This window comes from Kitasatospora sp. NPDC086791 (genome assembly GCF_040685975.1).
In the GTDB taxonomy this organism is placed as follows: domain Bacteria; phylum Actinomycetota; class Actinomycetes; order Streptomycetales; family Streptomycetaceae; genus Kitasatospora.
The window spans coordinates 730,988-754,143 of the sequence record NZ_JBFBOC010000001.1; the positions used below are offsets into that span (position 1 = coordinate 730,988).

19 protein-coding genes are annotated in these 23,156 nt (G+C 74.6%); 5 read left to right on the forward strand and 14 right to left on the reverse strand.

What is annotated here, in order from left to right:
- Positions 1 to 13: 13 nt before the first annotated feature.
- From AB0Q99_RS03325 to AB0Q99_RS03350, 6 genes are all read right to left on the reverse strand, one after another.
- The gene (locus tag AB0Q99_RS03325) at positions 14 to 1,723 is read right to left on the reverse strand and encodes a glycoside hydrolase family 36 protein (RefSeq protein ID WP_363567933.1); all 1,710 of its coding nucleotides are present in this window, start codon (positions 1,721 to 1,723) and stop codon (positions 14 to 16) included.
- Between the two features lie 2 nt (positions 1,724 to 1,725).
- The gene (locus AB0Q99_RS03330) at positions 1,726 to 2,553 is read right to left on the reverse strand and encodes a carbohydrate ABC transporter permease (protein ID WP_363567935.1); all 828 of its coding nucleotides are present in this window, start codon (positions 2,551 to 2,553) and stop codon (positions 1,726 to 1,728) included.
- On the reverse strand, positions 2,550 to 3,392 hold the full coding sequence (locus AB0Q99_RS03335; protein ID WP_363567937.1) for a sugar ABC transporter permease: 843 nt from the start codon (positions 3,390 to 3,392) through the stop codon (positions 2,550 to 2,552). Before AB0Q99_RS03335 ends, AB0Q99_RS03330 begins: the two co-directional genes overlap by 4 nt.
- Before the next feature lie 218 nt (positions 3,393 to 3,610).
- Entirely contained in the window at positions 3,611 to 4,957 is a 1,347-nt protein-coding gene (locus AB0Q99_RS03340) for a sugar ABC transporter substrate-binding protein (RefSeq protein WP_363567939.1), read from the reverse strand.
- Positions 4,958 to 5,289: 332 nt separating this feature from the next.
- Positions 5,290 to 6,696 (reverse strand): diaminopimelate decarboxylase, encoded by a 1,407-nt coding sequence (gene lysA, locus AB0Q99_RS03345; RefSeq protein ID WP_363567940.1) that lies wholly within the window; start codon positions 6,694 to 6,696, stop codon positions 5,290 to 5,292.
- A gap of 41 nt (positions 6,697 to 6,737) precedes the next feature.
- Positions 6,738 to 6,917 (reverse strand): hypothetical protein, encoded by a 180-nt coding sequence (locus AB0Q99_RS03350; protein WP_363567942.1) that lies wholly within the window; start codon positions 6,915 to 6,917, stop codon positions 6,738 to 6,740.
- 321 nt (positions 6,918 to 7,238) lie between these two features.
- On the opposite strand from AB0Q99_RS03350, the gene kdpB reads away from it, so the two are divergent.
- From kdpB to AB0Q99_RS03365, 3 genes are all read left to right on the forward strand, one after another.
- Positions 7,239 to 9,428 (forward strand): potassium-transporting ATPase subunit KdpB, encoded by a 2,190-nt coding sequence (gene kdpB / locus AB0Q99_RS03355; RefSeq protein ID WP_363567944.1) that lies wholly within the window; start codon positions 7,239 to 7,241, stop codon positions 9,426 to 9,428.
- A 166-nt stretch (positions 9,429 to 9,594) separates the two neighbouring features.
- The gene (locus tag AB0Q99_RS03360; protein ID WP_363567946.1) at positions 9,595 to 10,080 is read left to right on the forward strand and encodes a universal stress protein; all 486 of its coding nucleotides are present in this window, start codon (positions 9,595 to 9,597) and stop codon (positions 10,078 to 10,080) included.
- 547 nt (positions 10,081 to 10,627) lie between these two features.
- Entirely contained in the window at positions 10,628 to 11,092 is a 465-nt protein-coding gene (locus AB0Q99_RS03365; protein WP_363567948.1) for a hypothetical protein, read from the forward strand.
- On the opposite strand, the gene AB0Q99_RS03370 is transcribed toward AB0Q99_RS03365, so the two are convergent.
- The 7 genes from AB0Q99_RS03370 to AB0Q99_RS03400 all read right to left on the reverse strand — a co-directional run bounded on the left by AB0Q99_RS03370 (position 11,080) and on the right by AB0Q99_RS03400 (position 20,231).
- On the reverse strand, positions 11,080 to 11,703 hold the full coding sequence (locus AB0Q99_RS03370) for a hypothetical protein (RefSeq protein ID WP_363567950.1): 624 nt from the start codon (positions 11,701 to 11,703) through the stop codon (positions 11,080 to 11,082). The genes AB0Q99_RS03365 and AB0Q99_RS03370 overlap by 13 nt on opposite strands.
- Before the next feature lie 140 nt (positions 11,704 to 11,843).
- Positions 11,844 to 12,296, reverse strand: coding sequence for a hypothetical protein (locus AB0Q99_RS03375; RefSeq protein ID WP_363567952.1), 453 nt, complete (start codon positions 12,294 to 12,296; stop codon positions 11,844 to 11,846).
- A gap of 223 nt (positions 12,297 to 12,519) precedes the next feature.
- A complete protein-coding gene (locus AB0Q99_RS03380; RefSeq protein WP_363567954.1) occupies positions 12,520 to 13,851 on the reverse strand; it encodes a nitrate/nitrite transporter in 1,332 nt (443 codons plus the stop codon).
- A complete protein-coding gene (gene nirD, locus AB0Q99_RS03385; RefSeq protein WP_363567956.1) occupies positions 13,848 to 14,207 on the reverse strand; it encodes a nitrite reductase small subunit NirD in 360 nt (119 codons plus the stop codon). The genes AB0Q99_RS03380 and nirD overlap by 4 nt, the downstream gene beginning before the upstream one ends.
- Entirely contained in the window at positions 14,204 to 16,840 is a 2,637-nt protein-coding gene (gene nirB / locus AB0Q99_RS03390; protein ID WP_363567958.1) for a nitrite reductase large subunit NirB, read from the reverse strand. Before nirB ends, nirD begins: the two co-directional genes overlap by 4 nt.
- Positions 16,837 to 18,087, reverse strand: a complete 1,251-nt coding sequence (locus AB0Q99_RS03395) for an FAD-dependent oxidoreductase (protein WP_363567959.1) — start codon at positions 18,085 to 18,087, stop codon at positions 16,837 to 16,839. Before AB0Q99_RS03395 ends, nirB begins: the two co-directional genes overlap by 4 nt.
- Entirely contained in the window at positions 18,084 to 20,231 is a 2,148-nt protein-coding gene (locus AB0Q99_RS03400; protein ID WP_363568213.1) for a molybdopterin oxidoreductase family protein, read from the reverse strand. Before AB0Q99_RS03400 ends, AB0Q99_RS03395 begins: the two co-directional genes overlap by 4 nt.
- Before the next feature lie 192 nt (positions 20,232 to 20,423).
- On the opposite strand from AB0Q99_RS03400, the gene AB0Q99_RS03405 reads away from it, so the two are divergent.
- Together AB0Q99_RS03405 and AB0Q99_RS03410 are read left to right on the forward strand one after the other, a co-directional pair.
- Positions 20,424 to 21,548, forward strand: coding sequence for a uroporphyrinogen-III synthase (locus AB0Q99_RS03405; protein WP_363567961.1), 1,125 nt, complete (start codon positions 20,424 to 20,426; stop codon positions 21,546 to 21,548).
- A complete protein-coding gene (locus AB0Q99_RS03410; protein ID WP_363567963.1) occupies positions 21,545 to 22,252 on the forward strand; it encodes a CbiX/SirB N-terminal domain-containing protein in 708 nt (235 codons plus the stop codon). The genes AB0Q99_RS03405 and AB0Q99_RS03410 overlap by 4 nt, the downstream gene beginning before the upstream one ends.
- Here the strand turns inward: AB0Q99_RS03410 and AB0Q99_RS03415 are convergent.
- Positions 22,229 to 23,131, reverse strand: a complete 903-nt coding sequence (locus AB0Q99_RS03415) for an alpha/beta fold hydrolase (protein WP_363567965.1) — start codon at positions 23,129 to 23,131, stop codon at positions 22,229 to 22,231. The genes AB0Q99_RS03410 and AB0Q99_RS03415 overlap by 24 nt on opposite strands.
- Positions 23,132 to 23,156: the final 25 nt, after the last annotated feature.

Genomic DNA, 23,156 nt, shown 5'->3' on the forward strand with positions numbered 1-23,156 from the left:
GCTCCGGGCCCATTCAGCGGCGCAGGGTGAGCAGCCCGCCGCGCGGCACGGGGACCGGGTCCGCCCGGTCCAGCTCGATCCCGCCCTGCCGGACGATACGCCCCCGGGCGTCCCGCACCGTCATCGCGGCCGTCCCGCTGCCGCCGGTGAGCCGGACGTCCGGGTCGGTGTCGGCGTTGGCCAGCAGCAGGGTCCGCCAGTTGTCGCCGGAGGCGTCCACCGGCAGCGCGGCGTAGCGGGCCACCACGACGGTGTCCGCTCCGCGCGCGGTGACCATCGGGTAGCCGAGGTCCGGGCGGGCCGGGAGCAGCTCGCCGAGTTGCAGGGTGGCGGTGTGCTCGCGGAAGACCCCGAGCCAGAAGGCGAGGGCCTCGCGCCGGCCGTCGCTCTGCGCGGTGAGGTCGACGGAGATCTGCGGGACGGCGAACAGCACGTTGATCAGGTGGCAGGCGATCTGCTCCGGCGACTCGGTCGGGTGCCACATCAGCATGTCGGCGTGGACCGGGACGGGCCCGGCGGCGAGCCGCACGTCGATGGTCCGCTGCCGGTTCTCCTGCGGGCTGAGCGGGCAGTCGGTGGCGCGGATCATGGTGACGTACGGCCACAGGCCCGGGCTGACGTACGGCTGACGGTGCTCGATCATCGCCTCCGGGTTCGCGGCGGTGATCCGGCGGCGGATCGCGGCGAGCAGCCGTTCGACGCCCTCGTCCACGCTCGCGCAGTCCGCCCCGGGGCCGGCCGGCGGGGCGTCGGCGCGGGCGAACCAGTCGACGAAGTCGACCTTGAGCCCGTCCATGCCCCACTCCTCGACGGCGCGGACGAGCCGGTCGGTGAGGAAGGCGCGGACCTCGGGGTGGCGGGGGTCGGCGACGACCGCGCCCAGGTGGGCGGCGTCGGCGAGCGCGTGGTGGCCGATCTTCCGGTAGGCGGCGCTGTCCTTGCCGATGAACGGCAGTGCGTACCAGAGCAGGTAGCGCACGCCGAGCTCGTGGACGCGCCGGACGTGGGCGGCGGTGTCGGGCAGGGAGACCGGCTCCCAGTCGCCGCAGTGGGCGTAGCCGCGGGTGCGGTCGGCGGTCATCCAGCCGTCGTCCACGATGATCACGTCCAGGCCGAGTTCCTTGCCGAGCGCGGCCTGGGTCTCGACGCGCTCGGGCGAGACGTCCTGGTGCATGGCGTACCAGGTGGAGTAGGCGGGGCGGCGGGCCGCCTCGGGGATGCCGGCCGTGCGGTCGGCGCCCCACCAGGCGGTGAGGTCGGCCAGGCAGCGGGCGTAGTGCCGGCCCGAGGTGTCGATCCGGACGGTGAGGTGGTCGGGGGCCTCGGCCCAGAACCGGAACTCGCCGGTCTCCTCGACGACTCCGGCCCCGGCCAGCACGTCGGGGCGTTCGGCGGCGAAGGCGCAGAGCGCGACGTCCCCGGTGCCGACCAGGGCGGCGATCGGCGCGCCGGCGGCCACACCGGTGCGGCGCGGGGCGCTCCAGGCGGCGGGCAGCCATCCGGTGCCGCGCGGCTCGGGCGTCCAGAGGGCGGTGGCGTCGACGCAGGGGACGCGCCACTCGATCCGGACCTCGCCGGTGCCCCGGGCGGTCACCTCCACCACCCCGTCGGCGACCTCCCGGGCCGTCGCCGCTCCGCTCGCCCGCAGGTCCAACCCCCCGGCGTGGAGCGGGCGCAGGCCTCCGGCAGCGGCGGGGGCGTGCGGTTCCCAGATCTCGGTCATGCTCAGCCTTTCGTGGCACCGGCCAGCAGGCCGGAGATGAACTGCCGCTGGAGGACCAGGAAGAGGACCATCATCGGCAGGGTGGACAGCGCGGTGCCGGAGAGGATCGCGCCGTAGTCGGTGTTGCTCTTGTTGCCGTGCAGGGTCGCGAGCGCCACCGGCAGGGTCTGCATCTCCGGGCTGCGCAGGGCCACCAGGGGCCACACGAACTGGTTCCAGGAGCCCAGGAACAGGAAGATCGACAGGGCGGCCAGGACCGGCCGCATGACCGGCACGACGACGCTCCACAGCACCCGGAGCTCGCCGGCGCCGTCGACCCGGGCGGCGTCCAGGAGTTCGTCCGGCAGGCCGGCCAACGACTGCCGCATCAGGAAGACGGCGAACGGCACGCACAGGCCCGGCAGGATCAGCGCCCGGTAGGTGTCGAGCAGGCCGAAGTCCGTCATCATCTCGAACAGCGGTACCAGCATGACCTGTTCGGGCACCACGAGGGTGGAGAACAGGAGCGCGAACAGCACGGTCCGGCCGCGGAAGCGGAACTTGGCGAAGGCGTAGCCGGCCAGCAGGGCGACGACGAGCGCGCCGAGCGTCTGGATCCCGGCGACCAGCAGGGAGTTGCCGACCACCCGGAGCAGGCCGATCTTGGCCTGGAGGTGGTCGAGGTTCTCGCCCAGGTGCCCGCCGGGCAGCAGCTTCGGCGGCCAGTCGAAGATCTCGGTGTCCTTGCGGGTGGAGGCGACCACCAGCCAGTAGAACGGTCCGACGGACAGTCCGGTGACGGCCGCCAGGGCGAAGGTCAGCGGCCAGCCCCGCAGTCTTCTCAGGTTCACTGGTCGCGCTCTCCCATCAGGCGCATCTGGACCGCGCCGAGCACCGACACCAGCAGGGTCAGCGCGTAGGCGATCGCGGAGGCGTAGCCGAAGTCGAAGTACCGGAAGCCGTTCTGGTACAGGTACATGGAAACGGTGAGGGTGGCGTTGTCCGGGCCGCCGCCGGTCAACACGTACGGCTCGTCGAAGAGTTGGAGCGTGCCGATGGTGGAGAGCACGACGGTGAACAGCAGCACCGGGCGCAGCGCGGGGACGGTGACGGCGGTGAAGCGGCGGACCGGCCCGGCGCCGTCGACCATCGCGGCCTCGTACAGCTCCTTGGGGACGCCCTGCAGGCCGGCCAGGTAGATGACGGCGTTGTAGCCGGTGTAGTGCCAGGTGAGCACGAGGACGACGGACATCCGGGCCCAGAACGGATCGCCCAGCCAGTCGACGGCGGGCAGGCCGACGGCGTTCAGCACCCAGTTGACCGCGCCGTCGTCGGTGTTGAGCAGGAAGGCGAAGATCACGCCGGTGGCGACCAGGCCGGTGACGGAGGGCATGAAGACCCCGAGCCGCCACACGGCGCGCCAGCGCACCAGCGCCGAGTTGATGCCGACCGCCAGCAGCAGGGCCAGCCCGAGCATCAGCGGGACCTGGACGACGAGGATCTCGGCGGTGTTGCGCAGGGCCGTCCAGAACAGCGGATCGTCCAGCAGGCGGCGGTAGTTGGCGAGGCCGGCGGCGTGGGCGGCGGCGCCCGAGCCGGTGGTGAAGGACAGCAGCAGCGAGTCGACGACCGGGTAGGCCTTGAAGACGCCGAAGGTGATCAGGGCGGGGGCGAGCAGCAGGTAGGGCACGGCCCTGCGGCGGGCCCGGGCCCCGCGGTGGGCGCGGGCCCCGGGGTGGCCCAGGTCTCCGCGATGGCTCCGGTCTCTGCGGTGCGACCGGTTTCCGCGGTGCGACCGGTTTCCGCGGCGGGTCCGGGCAGTCCGGTGGGTCAGGCCCTCGCGGCGGGCCCGCCCGGCGACCGGGTCCGCGCCCGGCTCGCGCGGTGCGGCGGGTCGGGTGGCGGCGGTCATGCGATGCTGCGTCCGGTCTGCTGGGCGAGCTGCTTGGCGGCGTCCTGGAGGACGGCGGCCGGGTCGCCGCCCTTGAGGAAGACCTTGGTCTGCGCGTCGCTGACCAGCTTGAGGGCGCGGGCGTAGTCGCCGGAGTAGTTGGTGGAGCCGCCGCCGTCGATGGCCAGCTCGGTGAAGGTCTTCAGGACGGGCTGGCCACCGTAGAAGGCACTGGGCTCGGTGTACATCGGATCGGTGTACGCCGCGGTGAGGGCGGGGAAGACGCCGCCGGCGGTGAACATGCTGTTCACCGAGGCGGTGCGGGTGAGCGCGTACTCGACGAACTTCCAGGCGGCGCGGCGGCGCGGGCTGGAAGCGGCGACGGCGAGGTGGGTGGAGTTGACCAGCGCGGTGCGCTTGCCGCCGGGGGTGACCGCCGGGGGCTTGGCGAGCCGCCAGTTGCCGCTCTGGTCGGCGAACTTCTTCTCCAGGTAGTGCGCGGCCCAGGCGGGCATCGGGGCGACGGCGACCTTGCCGGCCTTCATCAGGCTGCCCCAGCCCTGGTCGCCGGGGGCGTCGGCGATCAGTCCGGCGTCCTCCAGGTGCTTGACGGTGGTCAGGGCGCGGACGTCCTCGGCCGAGCCGAGGGTGATCTTCCCCTGGAGGTCGAAGTAGAAGGCGCCCTGGAGCTGCATCAGGGACTGCAGGAAGTCGAGGTCGGGGCTGGGGTTGGCGGCCTTGTTGAGGCCGATCAGGGCGACGCCGGGGTTGGCGGCCTTGAAGCGGTCGGCGGCGGCGATCAGGTCGTCCCAGGTGGCCAGGGTCTCGGGGTCGATGCCCGCCTTGTCGAAGTAGTCCTTGCGGTAGAAGAAGCCGAGCGGGTTGACCTCCCAGGGCAGCGCGTAGGCGTGGCCGTCCTTGCCGGTGACGACCGGCCACAGGCCCTTGGCGAACGCGTCCCGGTGGGCGTCGGCGCCGAACTCGGAGAGGTTGGCGAGACCGCCGGGGAACTTCTCCAGGTACCCGGGCAGGTAGTCGCAGCCGATGTGCAGGACGTCGCCGAGGCCCTGGCCGCCGGCCGCCATGCCGACGGTGATCTTGTCCCAGATGGCGGGTTCGCCGATGTCCTGGACGTCGACCTTGATCCCCGGGTTGTCCTTCTCGAAGGCCGGGACGACGCCGCGCAGGGCTGCGGCCGCGGTGGCCCAGGACCAGACGGTGATCGTTCCGCTGTCGGCGTCCCCACCGGAACCGCCGCCCGGGCCGGAGCCACCTCCGCAGGCCGCGAGGGTGCCGCCGGCGGTGAGGGCCAGCAGGCCCGCTCCGGAGGCGCGGAACAGATCGCGTCGTGAAAGGTGTGACATTGCATTCCTCTCGATGGGGCGGCACGGGAAGGCGGGGAAGGCGAGGAAAAGTGGGGCTCGGCCGACATGGTGGAGCGTTTTGAACGTTCAAACACACAAAACGAACCAGAACCGAACAGGTTCCAACGAGCGGGTCACAGCAAACGCCCGCCCTCCCCGCGCCGTCAAGACCTGGGCGCGGGAACGACGGGCTCCGCAACCGTTCCGTTATCGACCGCCGGACTCCCCGGCCCCGGTGGCACTGCGCGAGAAGTCGGCCGGGCCGACTTCTCGCGCAGGGGCCACGCTCCTCGGTGGCCGGGAGCTTCCGAGCTCCTCGGCGGTCGAGCTCCTCAGCGGCCGACCTCGCGGAGCCGGAAGTCCTCGACCGTCTCCCGCCGGATCAGCAGCCGGGCCCGGCCGTCGCGAACCGCCACCACCGCCGGACGCCCCACCAGGTTGTAACCCGAGGCCATCGACAGCTGGTACGCCCCGGCCGCGGGCACGGCCAGCAGGTCCCCCGGACGCAGGTCGGCGGGCAGGACCGCGTCCCGCACCAGCACGTCGCCGGCCTCGCAGTGCCGCCCGACCACGTCCACCCGAACCTCCCCCGCCTCCGGGTGACGACCCACCAGCCGGACGCTGTACGGCGCCCCGTACAGGGCCGGGCGCGGATTGTCGCTCATCCCGCCGTCCACCGCGACGAAGCAGCGGCCGTCGGTACCGTGCTTCACCGACAGCACCCGGTACACCGCGACCGCCGCCGGGCCGGCGATCGCGCGGCCGGGCTCCACCACCAGCCGCGGCACCTCCAGCCCGGCCTCGGCGCAGCGCACCGCCAGCCGGTCGGTCACCCGGACGGCGAACTCGGCGACGTCCAGCTCCTCGTCCCCCGGCAGGTACCGGATGGCGTGGCCGCCGCCGAGGTCCAGCTCCGGCAGCTCCACCCCGTGCCGCTCCCGCACCTCCGCGAGCAGCCGCACCAGCGCGTCCACCGCCCGCAGGTACGGCTCCACCTCGGCGATCTGCGAGCCCAAATGGCAGTGCAGACCGGCGAGTTCGAGACCGGGCTGGTCGAGCACCCGGGCGATCGCGTCGGCCGCGTCACCGCCCTCGACCGGGAAGCCGAACTTCTGCCCGCCGACCCCCGTGCGCACCGCCGCGTGGTGCCCGGCCGCGATCCCCGGGACGACCCGGACCAGCACCTTCTGCGGGGTGTCGGCGGCCACCAGGGCGGCCAGCCGGGCGATCTCGGCCGGCCCGTCGATGACGATCCGCCCGACCCGCAGCCGCCGGGCCAGCCTCAGCTCCTCCGGGGACTTCGCGTTGCCGTGCAGCAGGATCCGCTGCGCCGGGAAGCCCGCCGAGACCGCCAGCCACAGCTCGCCGGACGAGCAGACGTCCAGGCCCAGACCCTCCTGCTCGACCCAGTCGGCGATCGCGCTGCACAGGAAGGCCTTGGCCGCGTACAGCACCTCGGCGTGCGGCAGCGCCCGCCGGTACGCCCGGGCGCGGGCCCTGACCTCGCCCTCGTCCAGCACGTACAGCGGGGTGCCGAACCGCTCGGCGGCCTCGGCCAGCCCGACCCCGCCGACCAGCAGATCGGCTCCCCGGCCGGGCCGCGCCGAGGCCGGCCAGGGGGCGCCGGGCGGGCCGGCGGAAGCGTCGGTGGCGGCCTCGACCGGAGCCGCGACGGGGGCCCGAGTGGCGGGGGCCGCGACGCCGCCCCCGGTGGCCGGCCGGCCGATGAGCTGGGTCATGGGGATGCTCCTGTGGGTGGGTGGGTCAAAGTGGCGGCCGGTCAGTCCTCGTACTGCATCGCGAAGCGGCAGTGCGCCGGGCGGGTGCGCATGCGGTCGCGCTCGGCCGCCGGGGCCGGTTCCGGCGGCTCGGGGCGGTCCTGGCGCCCGGTGGCGGAGATCAGACGGACGGCGGGTTCCAGCAGCCGGTCGACATCGATGACGGCGGTGGCGGTGGTCATGGCGGGGATCCCTTCGGGTGGTGGACCGCACGGCGGGACATCGCGCGCCGTACGGCCGGACCCTTCCAGTGGAGACCCTCCGCACACCGACCGCATCCCTCCTTGACGCAGGACCTACGCCCCGGCCGCCGACCTTGACGCCCTCCTGACGACCGTGGACCGACGGCGTCAGGGAGCTGTCAAGGACGGCCCTTCCGGTGCCAAGCCCGTGTCAAGAGCGGCATGGCGCGCGGGATTCCGGTGGTGGGCTGTCCGCCGTCCCCGCCGCTCCCCGAACCGCCGCCCGATCCGACCGGGCGGCCCGGAAGGTCCCCCGAGACGATGCGCCGTTCGGCCCTCACCACACCGGACCACACCCCCGACCAGCCGCAGAACTGGTTCCGCCGCCCGGAGCGGACCGCCGCTCCCGCACCCGAGCCGCCGCCGAGCCACCGGCCCGCCGCGCCGGGCGGCCGCCGCCGGCTCATCACCCGGCGGCAGCTCGCCGAGGCGCTGCCCGCCGCCGTCCGCAAGCTCCACCCGCGCCTCATGCTGCGCAACCCGGTGATGCTGGTGGTCGAGACCGGCTCGGCACTCACCACCGTCAGCGCCGTCATCCACCCCGGCGTCTTCGCCTGGGTGATCTCCTTCTGGCTCTGGCTGACCGTGCTGTTCGCCAACCTCGCCGAGGCCGTCGCCGAGAGCCGCGGCAAGGCGCAGGCCGAATCGCTGCGCCGCACCCAGGCCGGCACCACCGCCCGACGGCTGCTGCACTGGCGGGTCGGCACCCGGGACCACCGCCACGAGGTCATCCCCGCCGCGCAGTTGATGCTGCACGACATCGTCCTGGTGCCGGCCGGCGAGGTCGTCCCGCAGGACGGCGAGGTGGTCGAGGGCGTCGCCGCGGTGGACGAATCGGCTATCACCGGGGAGTCCGCGCCCGTCATCCGCGAGTCCGGCGGCGACCGCACCGGCGTCACCGGCGGCACCAGGGTGCTCTCCGACCACCTGGTCGTCCGGATCACCTCCCGCCCCGGGCAGAGCTTCGTCGACCGGATGATCGCCCTGGTCGAGGGCGCGAACCGGCAGAAGACGCCGAACGAGATCGCGCTGAACATCCTGCTCGCCTCGCTGACCATCGTCTTCCTGCTGTCCGTGGTCTCGCTCCAGCCGATGGCCATCTACGCCCACGCACCCCAAACCACCATCGTGCTGGTCGCGTTGATGGTCGCGCTGATCCCGACCACGATCGGCGCGCTGCTGTCCGCGATCGGCATCGCGGGCATGGACCGACTCGTCCAGCGCAACGTGATCGCCCTCTCCGGCCGCGCGGTGGAGGCCGCCGGTGACGTCGACGTGCTGCTGCTCGACAAGACCGGCACCATCACCCACGGCAACCGCCGGGCCGTCGCGTTGCACCCGCTGCCCGGTGCGACCACCGAACAGCTCGCCGAGGCCGCCCAGTTGGCCTCGGTCGCGGACGAGACCCCGGAGGGCCGCTCACTGATCGAACTGACGAACCGTCAGTACTGGGTGCCGCCGCGCTCCCCCGGCGAGCTGGGCGAGCAGCAGCCCGTCCCGTTCACCGCGCACAGCCGGATGAGCGGCGTCGACCTGCGCTGGCCGGACGGCACCACCTGCCTGGTCCGCAAGGGCGCCGCGAGCGCCGTCGCCCGCTGGGTGGCCGACGGCGGCGGAAGCCTGCCTGCCGAGGCCGCGCCACTGGTCGACCGGATCGCCGCGGCCGGCGGCACCCCGCTGCTGGTCGCCGTCCACGACCGGCACGGCGCCCGCGCGCTCGGCGTGGTCGAACTCAAGGACGTGGTGAAGGAGGGCATCGCCGAACGCTTCGCCGAGCTGCGCAGGATGGGCATCCGCACGGTCATGGTCACCGGCGACAACCCGCTGACCGCCCGGGCGATCGCCGAGGAGGCCGGCGTGGACGACTTCCTCGCCGAGGCCACCCCCGAGGACAAGCTCGCCCACCTCCGGCGCGAGCAGGCCGCCGGGAACATGGTCGCGATGACCGGCGACGGCACCAACGACGCCCCCGCGCTCGCCCAGGCCGACGTCGGCGTCGCGATGAACTCCGGCACCCCGGCCGCCAAGGAGGCCGGCAACATGGTCGACCTCGACTCCAACCCGGCCAAGCTCATCGACATCGTCCGGGTCGGCAAGCAACTCCTCATCACCCGCGGCGCGTTGACCACCTTCTCGATCACCAACGACGTGGCCAAGTTCTTCGCGATCATCCCCGCGATGTTCGCGGACGCCTACCCCGGGCTGCACCACCTCAACATCATGGAACTGCACAGCCCCACCTCGGCCATCGCCTCCGCGATCATCTTCAACGCCCTGATCATCGTCGCGCTGATCCCGCTCGCCCTGCGCGGCGTCCGCTACCAGCCCGCCTCCGCGACCGACCTGCTCCGCCGCAACCTGCGGGTGTACGGACTGGGCGGGCTGGTCCTGCCGTTCCTCGGCATCAAGGCGATCGACCTGCTCATCCAGTTCGTCCCGGGGCTGGGCTGAACCTCCACCCGGCCCGCCCGTCAGGGGGCCGTCAAGATGCACGTGACCCGCGTCATGGTGGTGTCAGCGCCGGTACGGAGGAGGTGGTTCCGGGATTCACTGGACTCATCCGAAGCGAGGAGCACCCGACCGGAGAACCCCACCGGAGAGACGGAGGCGAACGGCCATGACCGGGACCACCCGAGTGATCGTCGGCCTGAGCGGATCACTGAGCAGTCTGGCCGCCCTGTACCACGCCGTCGGCGAGGCGGCCCGGCACGCGGCGGTCCTGGTGCCCGTCGCCGCCTGGACGGCCGGCGAGCGGGACGGGCTGCGCCCCCGCTCGGAACTGGAGCACGCCGCCCGGCGCCGCCTCGACATCGCCTTCGAGCAGGCCTACGGCGGCTACCCGGCCGGCCTGGTCATCCGCCCGCTGGTGCTCAACGCCGACCCCGGGCCCGCCCTGGTCGGCGCCGTCACCGGGCCGGACGACCTGCTCGTGCTCGGCTCCACCACCCGCCGCCGCTTCGACCGGCTGCGCCACGGCTCGGTCGTCCGCCACTGCCGCCACCGGGCCGGCTGCCGCGTGGTCGAGGTCTCGCCCTCCGCCCTCCTCGCCCGCCTCGAACTGCCCGCCCGCACCGGGGCGCCGCTGCCGCTGCTGACCCGCTGAGGGGCCGGCCGAGAGCCCCTGAGAACCCTCGAGGGCCCCCCTGAGGGGCCCTGCCGCCCGACTGCCGGAGCAGCGGGCGAGCCACGTGCCGGACCGGTGGGCGTGCCGCCCACCGGTCCTGTGGCATGCCGAAACGCGTCGGCACCACCGCGAACCGGGGCCGCGCACCCGGAGGTCGACACTCGACACGGCGGGAACGACACCCGCCGGCACCCCGCCGTACCGCCGGATGCCACGACTTCGACACCGCTGTCGAAGTTGGCATGCCCAGGCTATGCTGACCCGAGGTCCGAAGCAGAGCTCCCTGCCCCGTCGATGAACGCGCCCGCACGGCGCGCCCGACCGGAAGGAGGCGTGACCCGTGATCCCCGGATGACGTCCAACCCTCCGAACGCACAAGCATTCTGACGGAACGTCAACACCGATACCGCGCTTCACCACCAGGCCCGTCAGGGCGTGCCCCGGGCCGCCCGCCGCCGTTGTACGGAAGGTGAATCGCCGCGTCCGCCCGAAAGCCCCGGTCACCCTGCCGAGGAAGAGGTTCCGCATGTCGACGTCCCGGCTCCACCCGCGCCCCGGCGAGGCCGCGGTCCTGCTCACCGTGCTCGGCCTGCTCGTCCTGGAGGAGATCGCCCTCGGCCTGGCCGAGGAGGACGAACGCCCCGTCATCGGCGGCATCCTGATCGGCGCCTCCGGCACCGGATTGCTCGTGGTCGGCGCCGTGCTGCTCACCCGCTGGCTGGACGCCCGCCGCCCGCTCCCGCTGCCACCGCTCGGCCCCAACGGCCGCGAGTACAGCGCCCGCGCGCTCGAAGGCTTCCCGATGGAAGCCGTCCGCCCCCTGCTGCTCGCCGAGAACGCGCCCCAGCTGGGCCAGCTCTACTCCGCCTGGGTCCTCGCCCGAACCGGCCGCCCCGCCGCCTGGATCGCCCGCCGCCTGGACATCCCCCTCGACGCCGCCCACCTCCTGGTCGGCACCGCCCGTTCACCGGAACTCCGTCAACGCCGTTGACCGGGAATCGCGTTCGCCTGCGCCACCAGGTACGGCAGCAGGCCGCGCTCCGCCAGCGCCGCCCGCCAGGCGTCCCTGGCCAGGACCAACTCCCCAGGCCCGGACGCCTCCTCGTCCGCCGGCTCCGCCGACCGGGCCGCCGTACCCAGCAACCCCAGGCCGCCGATCAGCAGACTCACCGCCGCCACCCCGGCCGCCACCCAGCCGGCGCCCGTCAGGGCGTGCGCCAGCACGTCCAGGTCCTCCACCAGGTCCAGCAGCCGGCCCAGCACCAGGAAGATCCCCGCCGCCACCCCGGCGACGAGCGGCACGATCACCCCCAGCACTCCCCACCACCCCGACCCCCGCCCCAGGGGCGGCGCGTCCACCGGCAGCCGCGCGGCCGCGTCGGCGTCCGCCCGCAGGGCCGCGTAGCGCTCGTACTCCGGCGCCGCCGCGGCCAGCACGAACTCCGCGTTCTCCCGCGCCGCCCGCCGCAGCCGCTCCACCGCGCGCGCGTCGGCCCCGCCCTCGCGCAGCGCCTCCCGCACCCGGGGGGCCGCGAGCGCCCGTCCGAGCTCCGTCTCGAAGTCCGCCCGATCCTGCTGCGGCAGCCGAAGCGGCCTGTCCATGCGCGTCCCCGTTCTCCGATGGTCCAGTTCTACAGCACTGTAGAACAAGGAGGCGGGTCGCAGCAGCCCTGCTCACCGCGAGACCGGGTCCGCTCGCGCCCCTCCCCGAGTGCGGGGCACGAGCGCGGGGCGATCCGGACTCAGGGCATCGCCGCGGGCACCAGGGTGACGCGCCTGGCGTCCGCCGCCGCCGACGGAGTGGCACCGATGTTGGAGACGGTGGCGGTGAGCACGGCGTCGGCGCCGGGGATCCAGTTGACGGTCTTGGACTGGACGATGATCTGCCGGTGCTGCGGCGTCCCGTCGCAGATGACGTCGGCCTCGGCGGTGCGGCTGGAGCCGAAGGCGATGGAGGACGAGTCCTCCGGGTCCTTCTGCTCGACGGAGACGGTGAGCGAGCGGGCCTCGGTCATCATCGAGCAGAGGTATCCGACGTCGACGTGGACCCTCCCCGGCAGTTTCGCGTCGATGATGGCGTCACCGAGGGTGACGATGGTGGTGACCGGGTCCGGGTCCGGGTCGGCGGCCTGGGCAGGTGTGGCGAGGCCGGTGAGGGCCGTCGCGACGACCGTCAGGATGATCCACCGTTGCACTGCAACCTCCTTGTGGTGAAGACGTGTTGCGGCCGACGCTAACCGCCCGGCCGGAGCGCCGCGCGCCGGAGCCTTCCGATCGTCATACCAACAGCCCAGCACCTCACCGCAGGTCACCTCACCGCCGTAGCGACCCACCGTCACGGCCACCGCACCACCGCGAGCGCCGCAACGCCGACGCCGCCACCACCGCCCGCCACCGCCACCGCCTGCCGCGGCCGGCTCACCGCCGGCGGAGCCAGACCGCCCAGGTCAGCACCGAGCAGCACACGTACGCCCCGAGGAACCCCAGGTACGCCGCGTCCCCGTTGTGGCTGGCGAGGAAGGACTGCCGGAACGCCAGGTTCACCAGCACCCCGCCGAACGCCCCGATCGCCCCGGCGAGCCCGATCAGCGCCGCCGAGCGGCGGCGGGAGTCGGCCTCGGCGGTCGCCGGGTCCGCACCCGCGGCCACGGCCCTGCGGGCGACGCCCTGGAAGTGCGCCGGGATCATCTTGTACGTCGAGCCGTTGCCGAGGCCGCTGAGCACGAACAGCGCGATGAACCCGGCCAGGAACAGCGGCAGCGAGCCCGCCCGGGACGCGACCAGCACGACCCCCGTCCCGGCCCCCATGGCGAGGAAGGTGCAGAGCGTGACCACCGCCCCGCCGTACCGGTCCGCGAGCCGCCCGCCGACCGGCCGCAGCAGCGAGCCGAGCAGCGGCCCGAGGAAGGTGAGCGCGGCCGCCTTGACCGGGGTGTCGAAGCGGTCGTGGAACTGCACCTGGAGCACCTGCCCGAAGGCGAAGCCGAAGCCGATGAAGGAGCCGAAGGTCCCGATGTACAGCGTGGAGACGGCCCAGCCGTACGGATCGCGGGCGACCTCGCGCAGGGCCCGGCCCTCGCCGGCGGAGGTCGTCGCCAGGTTGTCCATCCGCCACCAGGCCCCGGCCGCAGCGAGCACGATCAGCGGCAGGTAGAGCAGCGGCAGCAGCCGGGGGTGCGCGGCGCCGGCGGTGGCCAGCACGAGCAGCCCGAGCAGTTGCACGGCCGGTACGCCGAGGTTGCCGCCGCCCGCGTTGATGCCGAGCGCCCAGCCCTTGAGCCGGTGCGGGTAGAAGGCGTTGATGTTGGCCATCGAGGAGGCGAAGTTGCCGCCGCCGACGCCCGCCACGCAGGCGACCGCCAGCAGCGTGCCGTAGCGCACGCCGGGTTCCAGCACCAGGGCGGCGAGCGCGGTCGGGACGAGCAGCAGCAGGGCGCTGATCACCGTCCAGGTGCGCCCGCCGAAGCGGGCGACGGCGAAGGTGTACGGCAGCCGGAGCAGTGCGCCGAGCGCGGTCGGGAGGGCGGTGAGGGTGAACTTCCCGGCGGTGTCGATGTGGTACTGGGGGCCGAGGAAGAGCACGAGCACCGACCAGAGGCTCCAGACCGAGAAGCCGATGTGTTCGGAGAGCACCGAGAAGACCAGGTTGCGGCGGGCGATCCGGGCGCCGCTGCGCTCCCAGAACTCCTCGTCCTCCGGGTCCCAGCCGGTCAGCGGGGCGGGCTTGCCCGCGTCGAGGACGGTGGTCATTCCGCACCTCCGGCGGCGGCCACCCGCACCGGCCAGCGCCGCAGCACGGCGGGCGCGCCGTCGGGGGCGGTGTCCTCGTCCAGGCAGCGCCCGTCGGTGAGGTCGTAGACCTGCTTGTACATCGGCGAGATGAGCGTCGGCCGGTCGCCGCGGCTGCCGAGCAGGCCCCGGGAGAGGACCGGGGCGCCGCTGAACGGATCGAGGTTGTCGACGGCGTGGAGCGTTCCGGCGCGGTCCAGGAAGACCGCGACCTGGCCGCTCTCCGGGAGCAGCACGGCGACGCCGCGGCCGGGCTGCAGGTCGGTGAGGGCGCAGACGGTCTGCCAGCGGGTCCCGTCGTGGATCTGTACGGTCACGGGGCGAGCACCTCCAGTCGGGTTCCGGCGACGAGCACCGGGGATCGGGTTCCGGCGACGAACACCGGGGAATCGAGGGTGTGGCCGGCCTCGCCGGGGCGGGCCGGGCGGATCTGGCCGCGTTCGGGGACGAAGGTCACGGCCGGGTCGGGGGTGCCGGGGGCGTTGACGAAGGAGGCGAACCGCCGCAGCCGCTCGGGGTCGGCCAGGGTCTCGGCCCATTCGTCCCGGTAGCCGTCGATATGACGGGCAATCAGTTCGTCCAGCTCGGCCGCGATGCCGAGCGCGTCGTCCAGCACGACGGCCCGCAGGTGGTCCAGGCCGCCGTCCAGCCGCTCCAGCCAGACCGAGGTGCGTTCCAGCCGGTCGGCGGTGCGGATGTAGAACATCAGGTAGCGGTCGATGGTGCGGATGAGCGTCTCGCGGTCGAGGTCGGCCGCGAGGAGGTCGGCGTGGCGCGGGGTCATGCCGCCGTTGCCGCCGACGTAGAGGTTCCAGCCGGCCGAGGTGGCGATGATGCCGAAGTCCTTGCTCTGCGCCTCGGCGCACTCGCGGGCACAGCCGGAGACGGCGGCCTTGAGCTTGTGCGGGGAGCGCAGCCCCCGGTAGCGCAGTTCGAGTTCGATGGCGAGGGCGGTGGAGTCCTGGACGCCGTAGCGGCACCAGGTCTCGCCGACGCAGGACTTCACGGTGCGCAGCGACTTGCCGTAGGCGTGCCCGGACTCGAAGCCCGCGTCGACCAGTTTCCGCCAGATGACCGGCAGTTGGTCGACCGTCGCGCCGAACATGTCGATCCGCTGGCCGCCGGTGATCTTGGTGTAGAGGCCGTGGTCGCGGGCGATCTCGCCGATCGCGATCAGGCCCTCGGGGGTGATCTCGCCGCCGGGCACCCGGGGGACGACCGAGTACGAGCCGTTGCGCTGCAGGTTGGCGAGGAAGTGGTCGTTGGAGTCCTGCAGGGCGCCCTGCTCGCCGTCCAGGATGTGGCCGTTGCCGAGGCTGGCGAGGATGGAGGCGACGGTCGGCTTGCAGATCTCGCAGCCTTCGCCGCCGCTGCCGTGCTTGGCGAGCAGTTCGGAGAAGCCGGTCAGCCCGGTGACCCGGACGATCTCGTACAACTCGGCCCGGCTGTGGGCGAAGTGCTCGCACAGGCCCTTGACGGTACTGACCCCGGCGGCTTCCAGCTCCTCGGTGACGACGGTGCCGAGCTGCTTGAGGCAGCTGCCGCAGCCGGTGCCGGCCCGGGTGCACTTCTTGACGGCGGCGACGCTGTCGGCGCCCGCGTCGCGGACGGCGGCGCGCACCGCGCCCTGGGTGACGTTGTGGCAGGAGCAGAGGACCGCGTCGTCGGGCAGCGCGACTGCTCCGGCGGAGGCGAACCCGGCGGGCAGCACGAGCTGTTCGGGGGCGACGGTGAGCGGCTCGCCGCCGACGGCGAGCGGGCGCAGGGCGCCGTAGCCCTCGGTGTCGCCGACCAGGACGCCGCCGAGCAGCGCGCCGTCGGCGCCGATGACGAGCTTGCGGTAGACGCCGCTGCGGCTGTCGCTGTAGAGCACGTCGAGCGCGCCCTCGGCGGTGCCGTGCGGGTCGCCGAAGCTGGCGACGTCCACGCCGAGCAGCTTGAGCTTGGTGGAGGTGTCGGCGCCGGTGAAGCCCGCGCCGGTGGGGGCGGTGCCCGCGCCGTCCAGGGCGGCCACCGTGCGGGCGGCCGTCTCGGCCATCTGGTAGCCGGGGGCGACCAGGCCGTAGACCCGGCCGTCGACGGCCTGGGCGCACTCGCCGACGGCGAGGATCGCCGGGTCCTCGGTGCGGCAGTGCGCGTCGACCACCACGCCGCCGCGCGCGCCGACCGGCAGTCCGCAGTCCCGGGCGAGCTGGTCGCGGGCGCGCACGCCGGCCGAGAAGACCACCAGGTCGGCGGGCAGTTCGCGGCCGTCGGAGAGGGCGAGGCCGCGGACCCGGCCGTCCGGGCCGGTGAGCACTCCGCCGGCGCCGGCGCCGGTGTGCACGGTGACGCCCAGGTCCTCGATCTTGCGGCGCAGCGCGGCGCCGCCGCCGTCGTCCACCTGGACGGCCATCAGCCGGGGCGCGAACTCCACCACGTGGGTGTCCAGTCCGCCGGCCCGCAGGGCGCCGGCCGCCTCCAGTCCGAGCAGGCCGCCGCCGACCACGACGCCGGTGCCGGCGGCCACGGCTTCGGCGCGGATCGCGTCCACGTCCTCGATGGTCCGGTAGACGTGACAGCCGGGGGCGTCGGTGCCGGGCACCGGCGGCACGAACGGCACCGAGCCGGTGGCCAGCACCAGGACGTCGTACCGGACTTCGGCACCGGACCGGGTGGTGACGGTCCGCCCGGCCCGGTCGATCGCGGTGGCCGGGTCGCCCAGCCGCAGGTCGATGCCGTGCTCGGCGAGGAAGCCGGACGGGCAGAGCCCGAGGTCGTCGGCGGTGCTCCCGGTGAACAGCGCGCTCAGGTGGACCCGGTCGTAGGCGGGCCGGGACTCCTCGGCGAGCACCGTGACCCGCCAGCCGCGCGCGGCCGGCTGCTCGGCCCAGGCCTCCAGGAAGCGCTGGCCGACCATGCCGTGGCCGACCAGGACGAGGTCCCGGACAAGGCGGTCGTCAAGGGTCATCGCACTACTCCAGTCATGGCGGTTCCTCGGGTGAGCAGGTGCAGGGGGTGGCCGGCGAGCGCGCCGTCGTCGGCGAAGGCGCCGGCCAGCGCGTCCACGGTGGCCAGGTCGCCGAGCAGGATGGCGCCGACCAGGCGGTCGCCGCGCAGGACGAGCTTCTTGTAGCTGCCGCGGGTGGCGTCGGTGAGCCGCAGGACGTCGAGGCCGGGGTCGAGGGTCTCGTCCACGGTGCCGAAGGCCGCGTACTCCAGGCCGCCGGTGCTGAGCCGGGCCCGGGGGCGGGTGCCGGGGTAGCGGGCGTCCGGCTCGGCGCCGGAGAGCCGGCGGGCGAGGACGTCGGCCTGCTCCCAGGCGGGGCCGGCCAGGCCGTGGACGGTGCCGCGGTGCTCGACGCAGTCGCCGATCGCGGACACCTGCGGGGCGACGGCGAGCCGGTCGTCCACCAGGATGCCGGTGTCGACCGGCAGACCGGCGGCGTGCGCCAGCGCGGTGCGCGGGCGGGTGCCGCAGGCCAGCACCACCAGGTCGCAGTCCAGCCGGTAGCCGCTCGCCAGCTCGACGGCGCCGACCCTGCCCCGGTCTTCGGCCGGGGGGACCCCGGTACCGCCGTGCACGGCGCGGGCCCGGTTGCCGGTGTAGCACTCGACGCCGAGCGCCCGCAGTCGCTCGCGCAGCACCTCGGCCGCCTCCGGATCGAGTTGACGCTCGATCAGATGTGGTGCCTGGTGGACGATTTCGGTGCGCACGCCGAGCGCGGCCAGCGCCCGGGCGGCGCTCACCCCGAGGACGCCGCCGCCGATCACCACGGCCCGCCGGGCCCCGACGGCCTCCTCGGCGAGCCGGGCGCAGTCCTCCAGGGTGCGCAGCGTGTGCACGCCCTCGACCAGCCCGTACCCGTCGGCGCGGCGCAGTCCGCGGACGGGCGGCAGCACCGGGTTGGCGCCGGTGGCCAGGACCAGTTCGTCCCAGGTCTCGACGCCGCCGTCGGCGAGCCGCAGCGTCCGGGCCCGCGGATCGAGCGCGACGACCTCGCAGCCGGGCCTGGCCTCCGCCCCGCCGAGCGGCAGCGCGATCGACTCCGCGTCGTAGCGGCCGGCCAGCACCTCGGCGAGCAGCACCCGGTTGTACGGGGCGCGCGGTTCGGCGCCGTACACGGTGACCGTGCCGGGCCCGCCGAGCGCGCCGTACCGCTCGGCGAAGCGCGCGGCCGCCATGCCGCCGCCGACCACGGCGATCCTCGGGGTCATGACGTCACCTCCGGGTGGGCGGGCTCCACGCGGACGGCGCAGAGCTTGAACTCCGGCATCCGCGACACCGGGTCGAGCGCCGGGTTGGTGAGGCTGTTGGCCCGGCCGGCGCCGGCCCAGTGGAAGGGCATGAAGACGGTGTCCGGCCGGATCGTGTCGGTGATCCGCGCCGGGGCGACGGCCCGGCCGCGCCGGCTGGTGACCGCGACCGGCTCGCCGTCCGCGATCCCGAGCCGCTCGGCGAGCCGCGGGTGCAGTTCGACGAAGGGGCCGGGCGCGGCCGCGTTGAGCTCGGTCACCCGGCGGGTCTGCGCGCCGCTCTGGTACTGCGCGAGCACCCGGCCGGTGGTCAGGTACAGCGGGTAGGTCTCGTCCGGCTCCTCCGCGGCCGGGCGGTGGGTGACGGCGGCGAAGCGGGCCCGGCCGTCCGGGGTGGCGAAGCGGTCCAGGAACAGCCGGGGCGTGCCGGGGTGATCCTCGGACGGGCAGGGCCAGAACACCCCGTCCTCGGCGGCGATCCGGGCGTAGCTGATGCCCGCGTAGTCCGCGTCGCCGCCGGCCGAGGCGTGGCGCAGCTCCTCGAAGGCGCGCTCGGCCTCGACCGGGAAGCCGTCCGGCACCCCGAGCCGGGCGGCCAGTTCGCGCAGCACCCACAGCTCGCTGCGGACGCCCTCCGGCGGGTCGAGCGCGCGCCGGCGCAGGATCACCCGGCCCTCCAGGTTGGTGGTGGTGCCCTCCTCCTCGGCCCACTGGGTGACCGGCAGCACGACGTCGGCGAGCCGGGCGGTCTCGGAGAGCACCAGGTCGGCGACGACCAGCAGGTCCAGTGCGCGCAGCCGCTCGGTGACGTGCCCGGCGTCCGGCGCGGAGACCGCCGGGTTGGAGCCGGCCAGCAGCAGCGCCCGGACGCCGCCGGGGCGGCCGAGGCCGTCCAGCAGCTCGTAGGCGGACGTCCCCGGGCCGGGGATCGCCGCCGGGTCGACGCCCCAGACCGCCGCGACGTGCTCGCGCGCCGCCGGGTCCTCGATCGAGCGGTAGCCGGGCAGTTGGTCGGCCTTCTGGCCGTGCTCGCGCCCGCCCTGGCCGTTGCCCTGGCCGGTCAGGCAGCCGTAGCCGCTGTACCGGCGGCCGGCCTTGCCGGTGGCCAGGCAGAGGTCGATCCAGGCGCCGACGGTGTCGGTGCCCTTGCTCTGCTGCTCCGGGCCGCGGGCGGTCAGCACCATGCCGGTCCGTGCCCCGCCGAACAGCCGGGCCGCCTCGCGGAGCCGGTCGGCGGGGACGCCGGTGATCCGCTCCACCCGGTCCGGCCAGTGGGCCATCGCCGACTCGCGGGCCCGCTCGAAGCCGGTGGTGCGCTCCGCCACGAACGCGTGGTCCACCCGGCCGTCCGCGATCACCAGGTGGAGCAGGCCGAGGGCCAGCGCCAGGTCCCCGCCGGGGCGCGGCTGCAGGTGCAGGTCGGCCAGCTCGGCGGTGCGGGTGCGGCGCGGGTCGACCACGATCAACGTGCCGCCGTTCTCCCGCAGTTCGCGGAAGTAGCGGACGGCGGGCGGCATCGTCTCGGCCGGGTTGCCGCCGACCAGGATCAGGCAGTCGGTGTGCGGGATGTCGGCGAGCGGGAACGGCAGCCCGCGGTCCAGGCCGAAGGCGCGCCGGTGCGCGGCCGCCGCCGAGGACATGCAGAACCGGCCGTTGTAGTCGATGTTGGCGGTGCCCAGCACCACCCGGGCGAACTTGCCCAGCAGGTAGGCCTTCTCGTTGGTGAGCCCGCCGCCGCCGAACACGCCGACGGCGTCCGGCCCGTGCTCGGTCCGGGTCCGGGCCAGCCCGGCGGCCACCCGGTCCAGCGCCTCCGGCCAGCCGGCCGAGCGCAGCGGCCCGCCCGGCCGGTCCCGCAGCAGCGGGCCGGTCAGCCGGACGTCCCGGGCCAGCAGCGCGGGCGCCGAGCGGCCCTTGCCGCAGAGCGCGCCGCGGTTCACCGGGAAGTCCGGGCGCTCCAGCACCTCGACCGGCAGCCCCGGGCCCGGGGCGCCCCCGGCGGAGGTGCCGGGTGTCGGTGCCAACCGCATGCCGCACTGCAGCGAGCAGTACGGGCAGTGCGTGTCGGTGGCCGTGGCGAGGACGGCGGGGCTGGTCGGCGTCATGCCGAGAAAGGTGACCGGCCGCTGTTTCACGGTCGGGTCGCCGATGTTGCGGCGGCGGTACGCCTCGCTCACGGCGCCCGGCCGCCAGGGTGCACGGCCCGACATCTGCCGTAACCGGAGCGGCACTTTCGCTTACCGGCAGGTGACGGCCGGGCAATGGCCCCGTAACACGTGCCCCCCACGCTGGCGGGCATGGCAGCAACCCCCACTCCGCCAGGACCGCTCACCGGCTTCACCGTCGGCGTCACCGCGGCGCGCCGCCGCGAGGAGCTCACCGCCCTGCTCGCCCGGCGCGGCGCCCAGGTGGTCGAGGCGCCGGTGCTGCGCATCCTGCCGCTCGCCGACGACCTCGCGCTGCGCGAGGCCACCGCGCGCTGCCTGGCCGCCCCGCTCGACTACGTGGTGGCCACCACCGGGGTCGGCTGGCGCGGCTGGATGAGCGCGGCCGAGGGCTGGGGCCGGGGCGCCGCGCTCGCCGAGGCCTGCCGGAGCGCGGTGGTGCTCAGCCGCGGCCCCAAGGCCACCGGCGCGGTGCGGGCCAGCGGACTGGACGAGGGCTACTCGCCGGGCACCGAGGCCACCGACGAACTGCTCACCTGGCTGCTCGCCCGCCCGCTGGCCGGGCGCCGGATCGCCGTCCAGGAGCACGGGGTCCGGCTGGACGCCTTCGCGGCGGCGCTGCGCGAGCGCGGCGCCGAGGTGATCTCCGTACCGGTCTACCGCTGGGCGCCCCCGGAGGACCCGGGCGCGGTGCGAAGACTCCTCGACCAGACCGTCCGCCGCCAGGTGCACGCCCTCACCTTCACCAGCGCGCCCGCGATCACCGCGCTGTTCGTCGCCGCCGAGACCGAGGGGCTGTACGAGGCCCTGGTCGACGCCCTGCGCGAGGACGTGCTGCCGGTCTGCGTCGGCACCCTGTGCGCCCGGCCGCTCACCGACCTCGGCCTGCCCGCCGTCCACCCCGAACGCGGCCGGCTCGGCTCGCTGGTCCGGCTGCTCGCGGACACCCTGCCGGGCCGGACCCGCCGTGAAGTCGCGCTCTCCGGAAAGGTGTTGACGCTGCAGGGGAACGCCGCTCTGGTCGACGGCGAGAGCCACTGGCTCAGTCCGCGCGGCGCGGCCGTGCTGCGGGCGCTGGCCGAACGGCCCGGCCGGGTGCTCAGCCGCGCCGATCTGCTGCGCGCCGCCTGGCCGGACGCGGCGGCGGACGAGCACGCGGTGGAGGCCGCGGTCGGACGGCTGCGGGCGGCGCTCGGGCCGCACGCCACGCTGATCCGCACCGTCCCCAAGCGCGGCTACCGGCTGGCGGCGGGGTGACGGCGCCGGTCCTGCTCGCCGTCGCGCACGGCAGCCGCGACGCGTCCGCCGCCGCCGCGACGCGCGCGCTGCTCCGGCTGGTTCGCTCGCTGCGCCCCGAACTGACCGTCCGCTGCTGCTTCCTGGACCTCGCCCGGCCGTCCCTCGCGCACGCACTGCCCGAACTCGCCGCCCAGCGCCCGATCCTGGTCCCCCTCCTCCTCGGCACCGGCTACCACCTGCGGGTCGACCTGCCCGTCGCCCTCGCCGCCTTCGGCCTCCCGCCCACCCACCTCGCCCCGGCGCTCGGCCCGCACCCACTGCTCGCCGAGGCCCTCGCCGACCGCCTCGCCGAGGCCGGCGCCCCGGCGGACGCCCCCGTGGTGCTGGCCGGAGCGGGCTCCTCGGACACCACCGCCCTCGCCGACACCGCCCGGATGGCCCGGCTGCTGGCCACCCGCCTCGGCCGCCCGGTCACCCCCGCCCACCTCTCGGCCGCCGCCCCCACCCCCCACCGGGCCGTCGCCGACCTCCGGGCCGCCGGTCACCCCCGGGTCGCCGTGGCCGGCTACCTCCTCTCCCCCGGCTTCTTCGCCCGCCGCGCGGCCACCACCGCGGCCCACTGGACCAGCGCCCCGCTGGGCGCCCACCCGGCGGTCGCCCGGCTGGTACTGCGGCGCTACGACGAGGCGCGGGCCGCCTCAGCCCTGCCCAGCGCCGCCTGACGCCCCCTCGACGAACGCCAGCAGCCGCGCGTTGACCAGTTCGGGCTGCTCCAGGTTCAGCCCGTGCCCGGCCCGCTCCACGATCTCGGCCCGCACCCCCGGGATCAGCGCCGTCACCCGCTCCACCACCTGCCGCGGCCGCAGCAGCGCACTGCGCCGGCCCACCAGCACCAGCGCGGGCAGCCCGATCGACCCCAACTCCCGGTCCGTGAAAGGCCGGGCCGGCGGGCGGCCGCCCGGCGTGTAGCCGCGCATCGCGAGCATCAGCGGCGCGATCATCTCGCGCGGAGCGCTGAGCGCCGGATTGGCGAGCAGCCGTCCGACCGCCGGGCGCAGCGGCCTCGGGGCGAGCATGCCGAACAGCCCGCCGATCATGTGGGCGTAGAAGCGCGCGGGCACCTTCTCGATCCCGCCCGGATCCAGCGACGCCACCGAGGCGAGCCGCCCGGGCGCGTGGATCGCCTGGTTGAGCGCCAGCCAGCCGCCGTACGAGACCCCGACCAGGTGCACCCGCTCCAGCCCGAGGCCCGCGAGGACCTCGCCCAGCCACTCCGCGTTCTCCGCCGAGCCCGCCGCGACGACGCGCTGGACGCTGCGTCCGGGGTCGTCGAGGGTGTCGATCGCGTAGACCGGGTGGTGCTCGCCCAGGGCGGCGATCTGCGGGTACCAGTTGGACGGGTGCCCGGCGTGCCCGTGCAGCAGCACGATCGGCTCGCCGGCCGTCGCGCCGTACCGATGCACGTGGACGGTCCCGTACCCGGTCTCGACATCGAGCTCCTGCCGCGGGCCCGGCCACAGCTCCATCGCACGGTCGTACGCCGCAAGGAACTTCGCACGAGCCGGCTCGCTGACGAAGCGTCCGACACTGGTTCTGGTCATGATCCCTCCCCATTTGATGGTATGG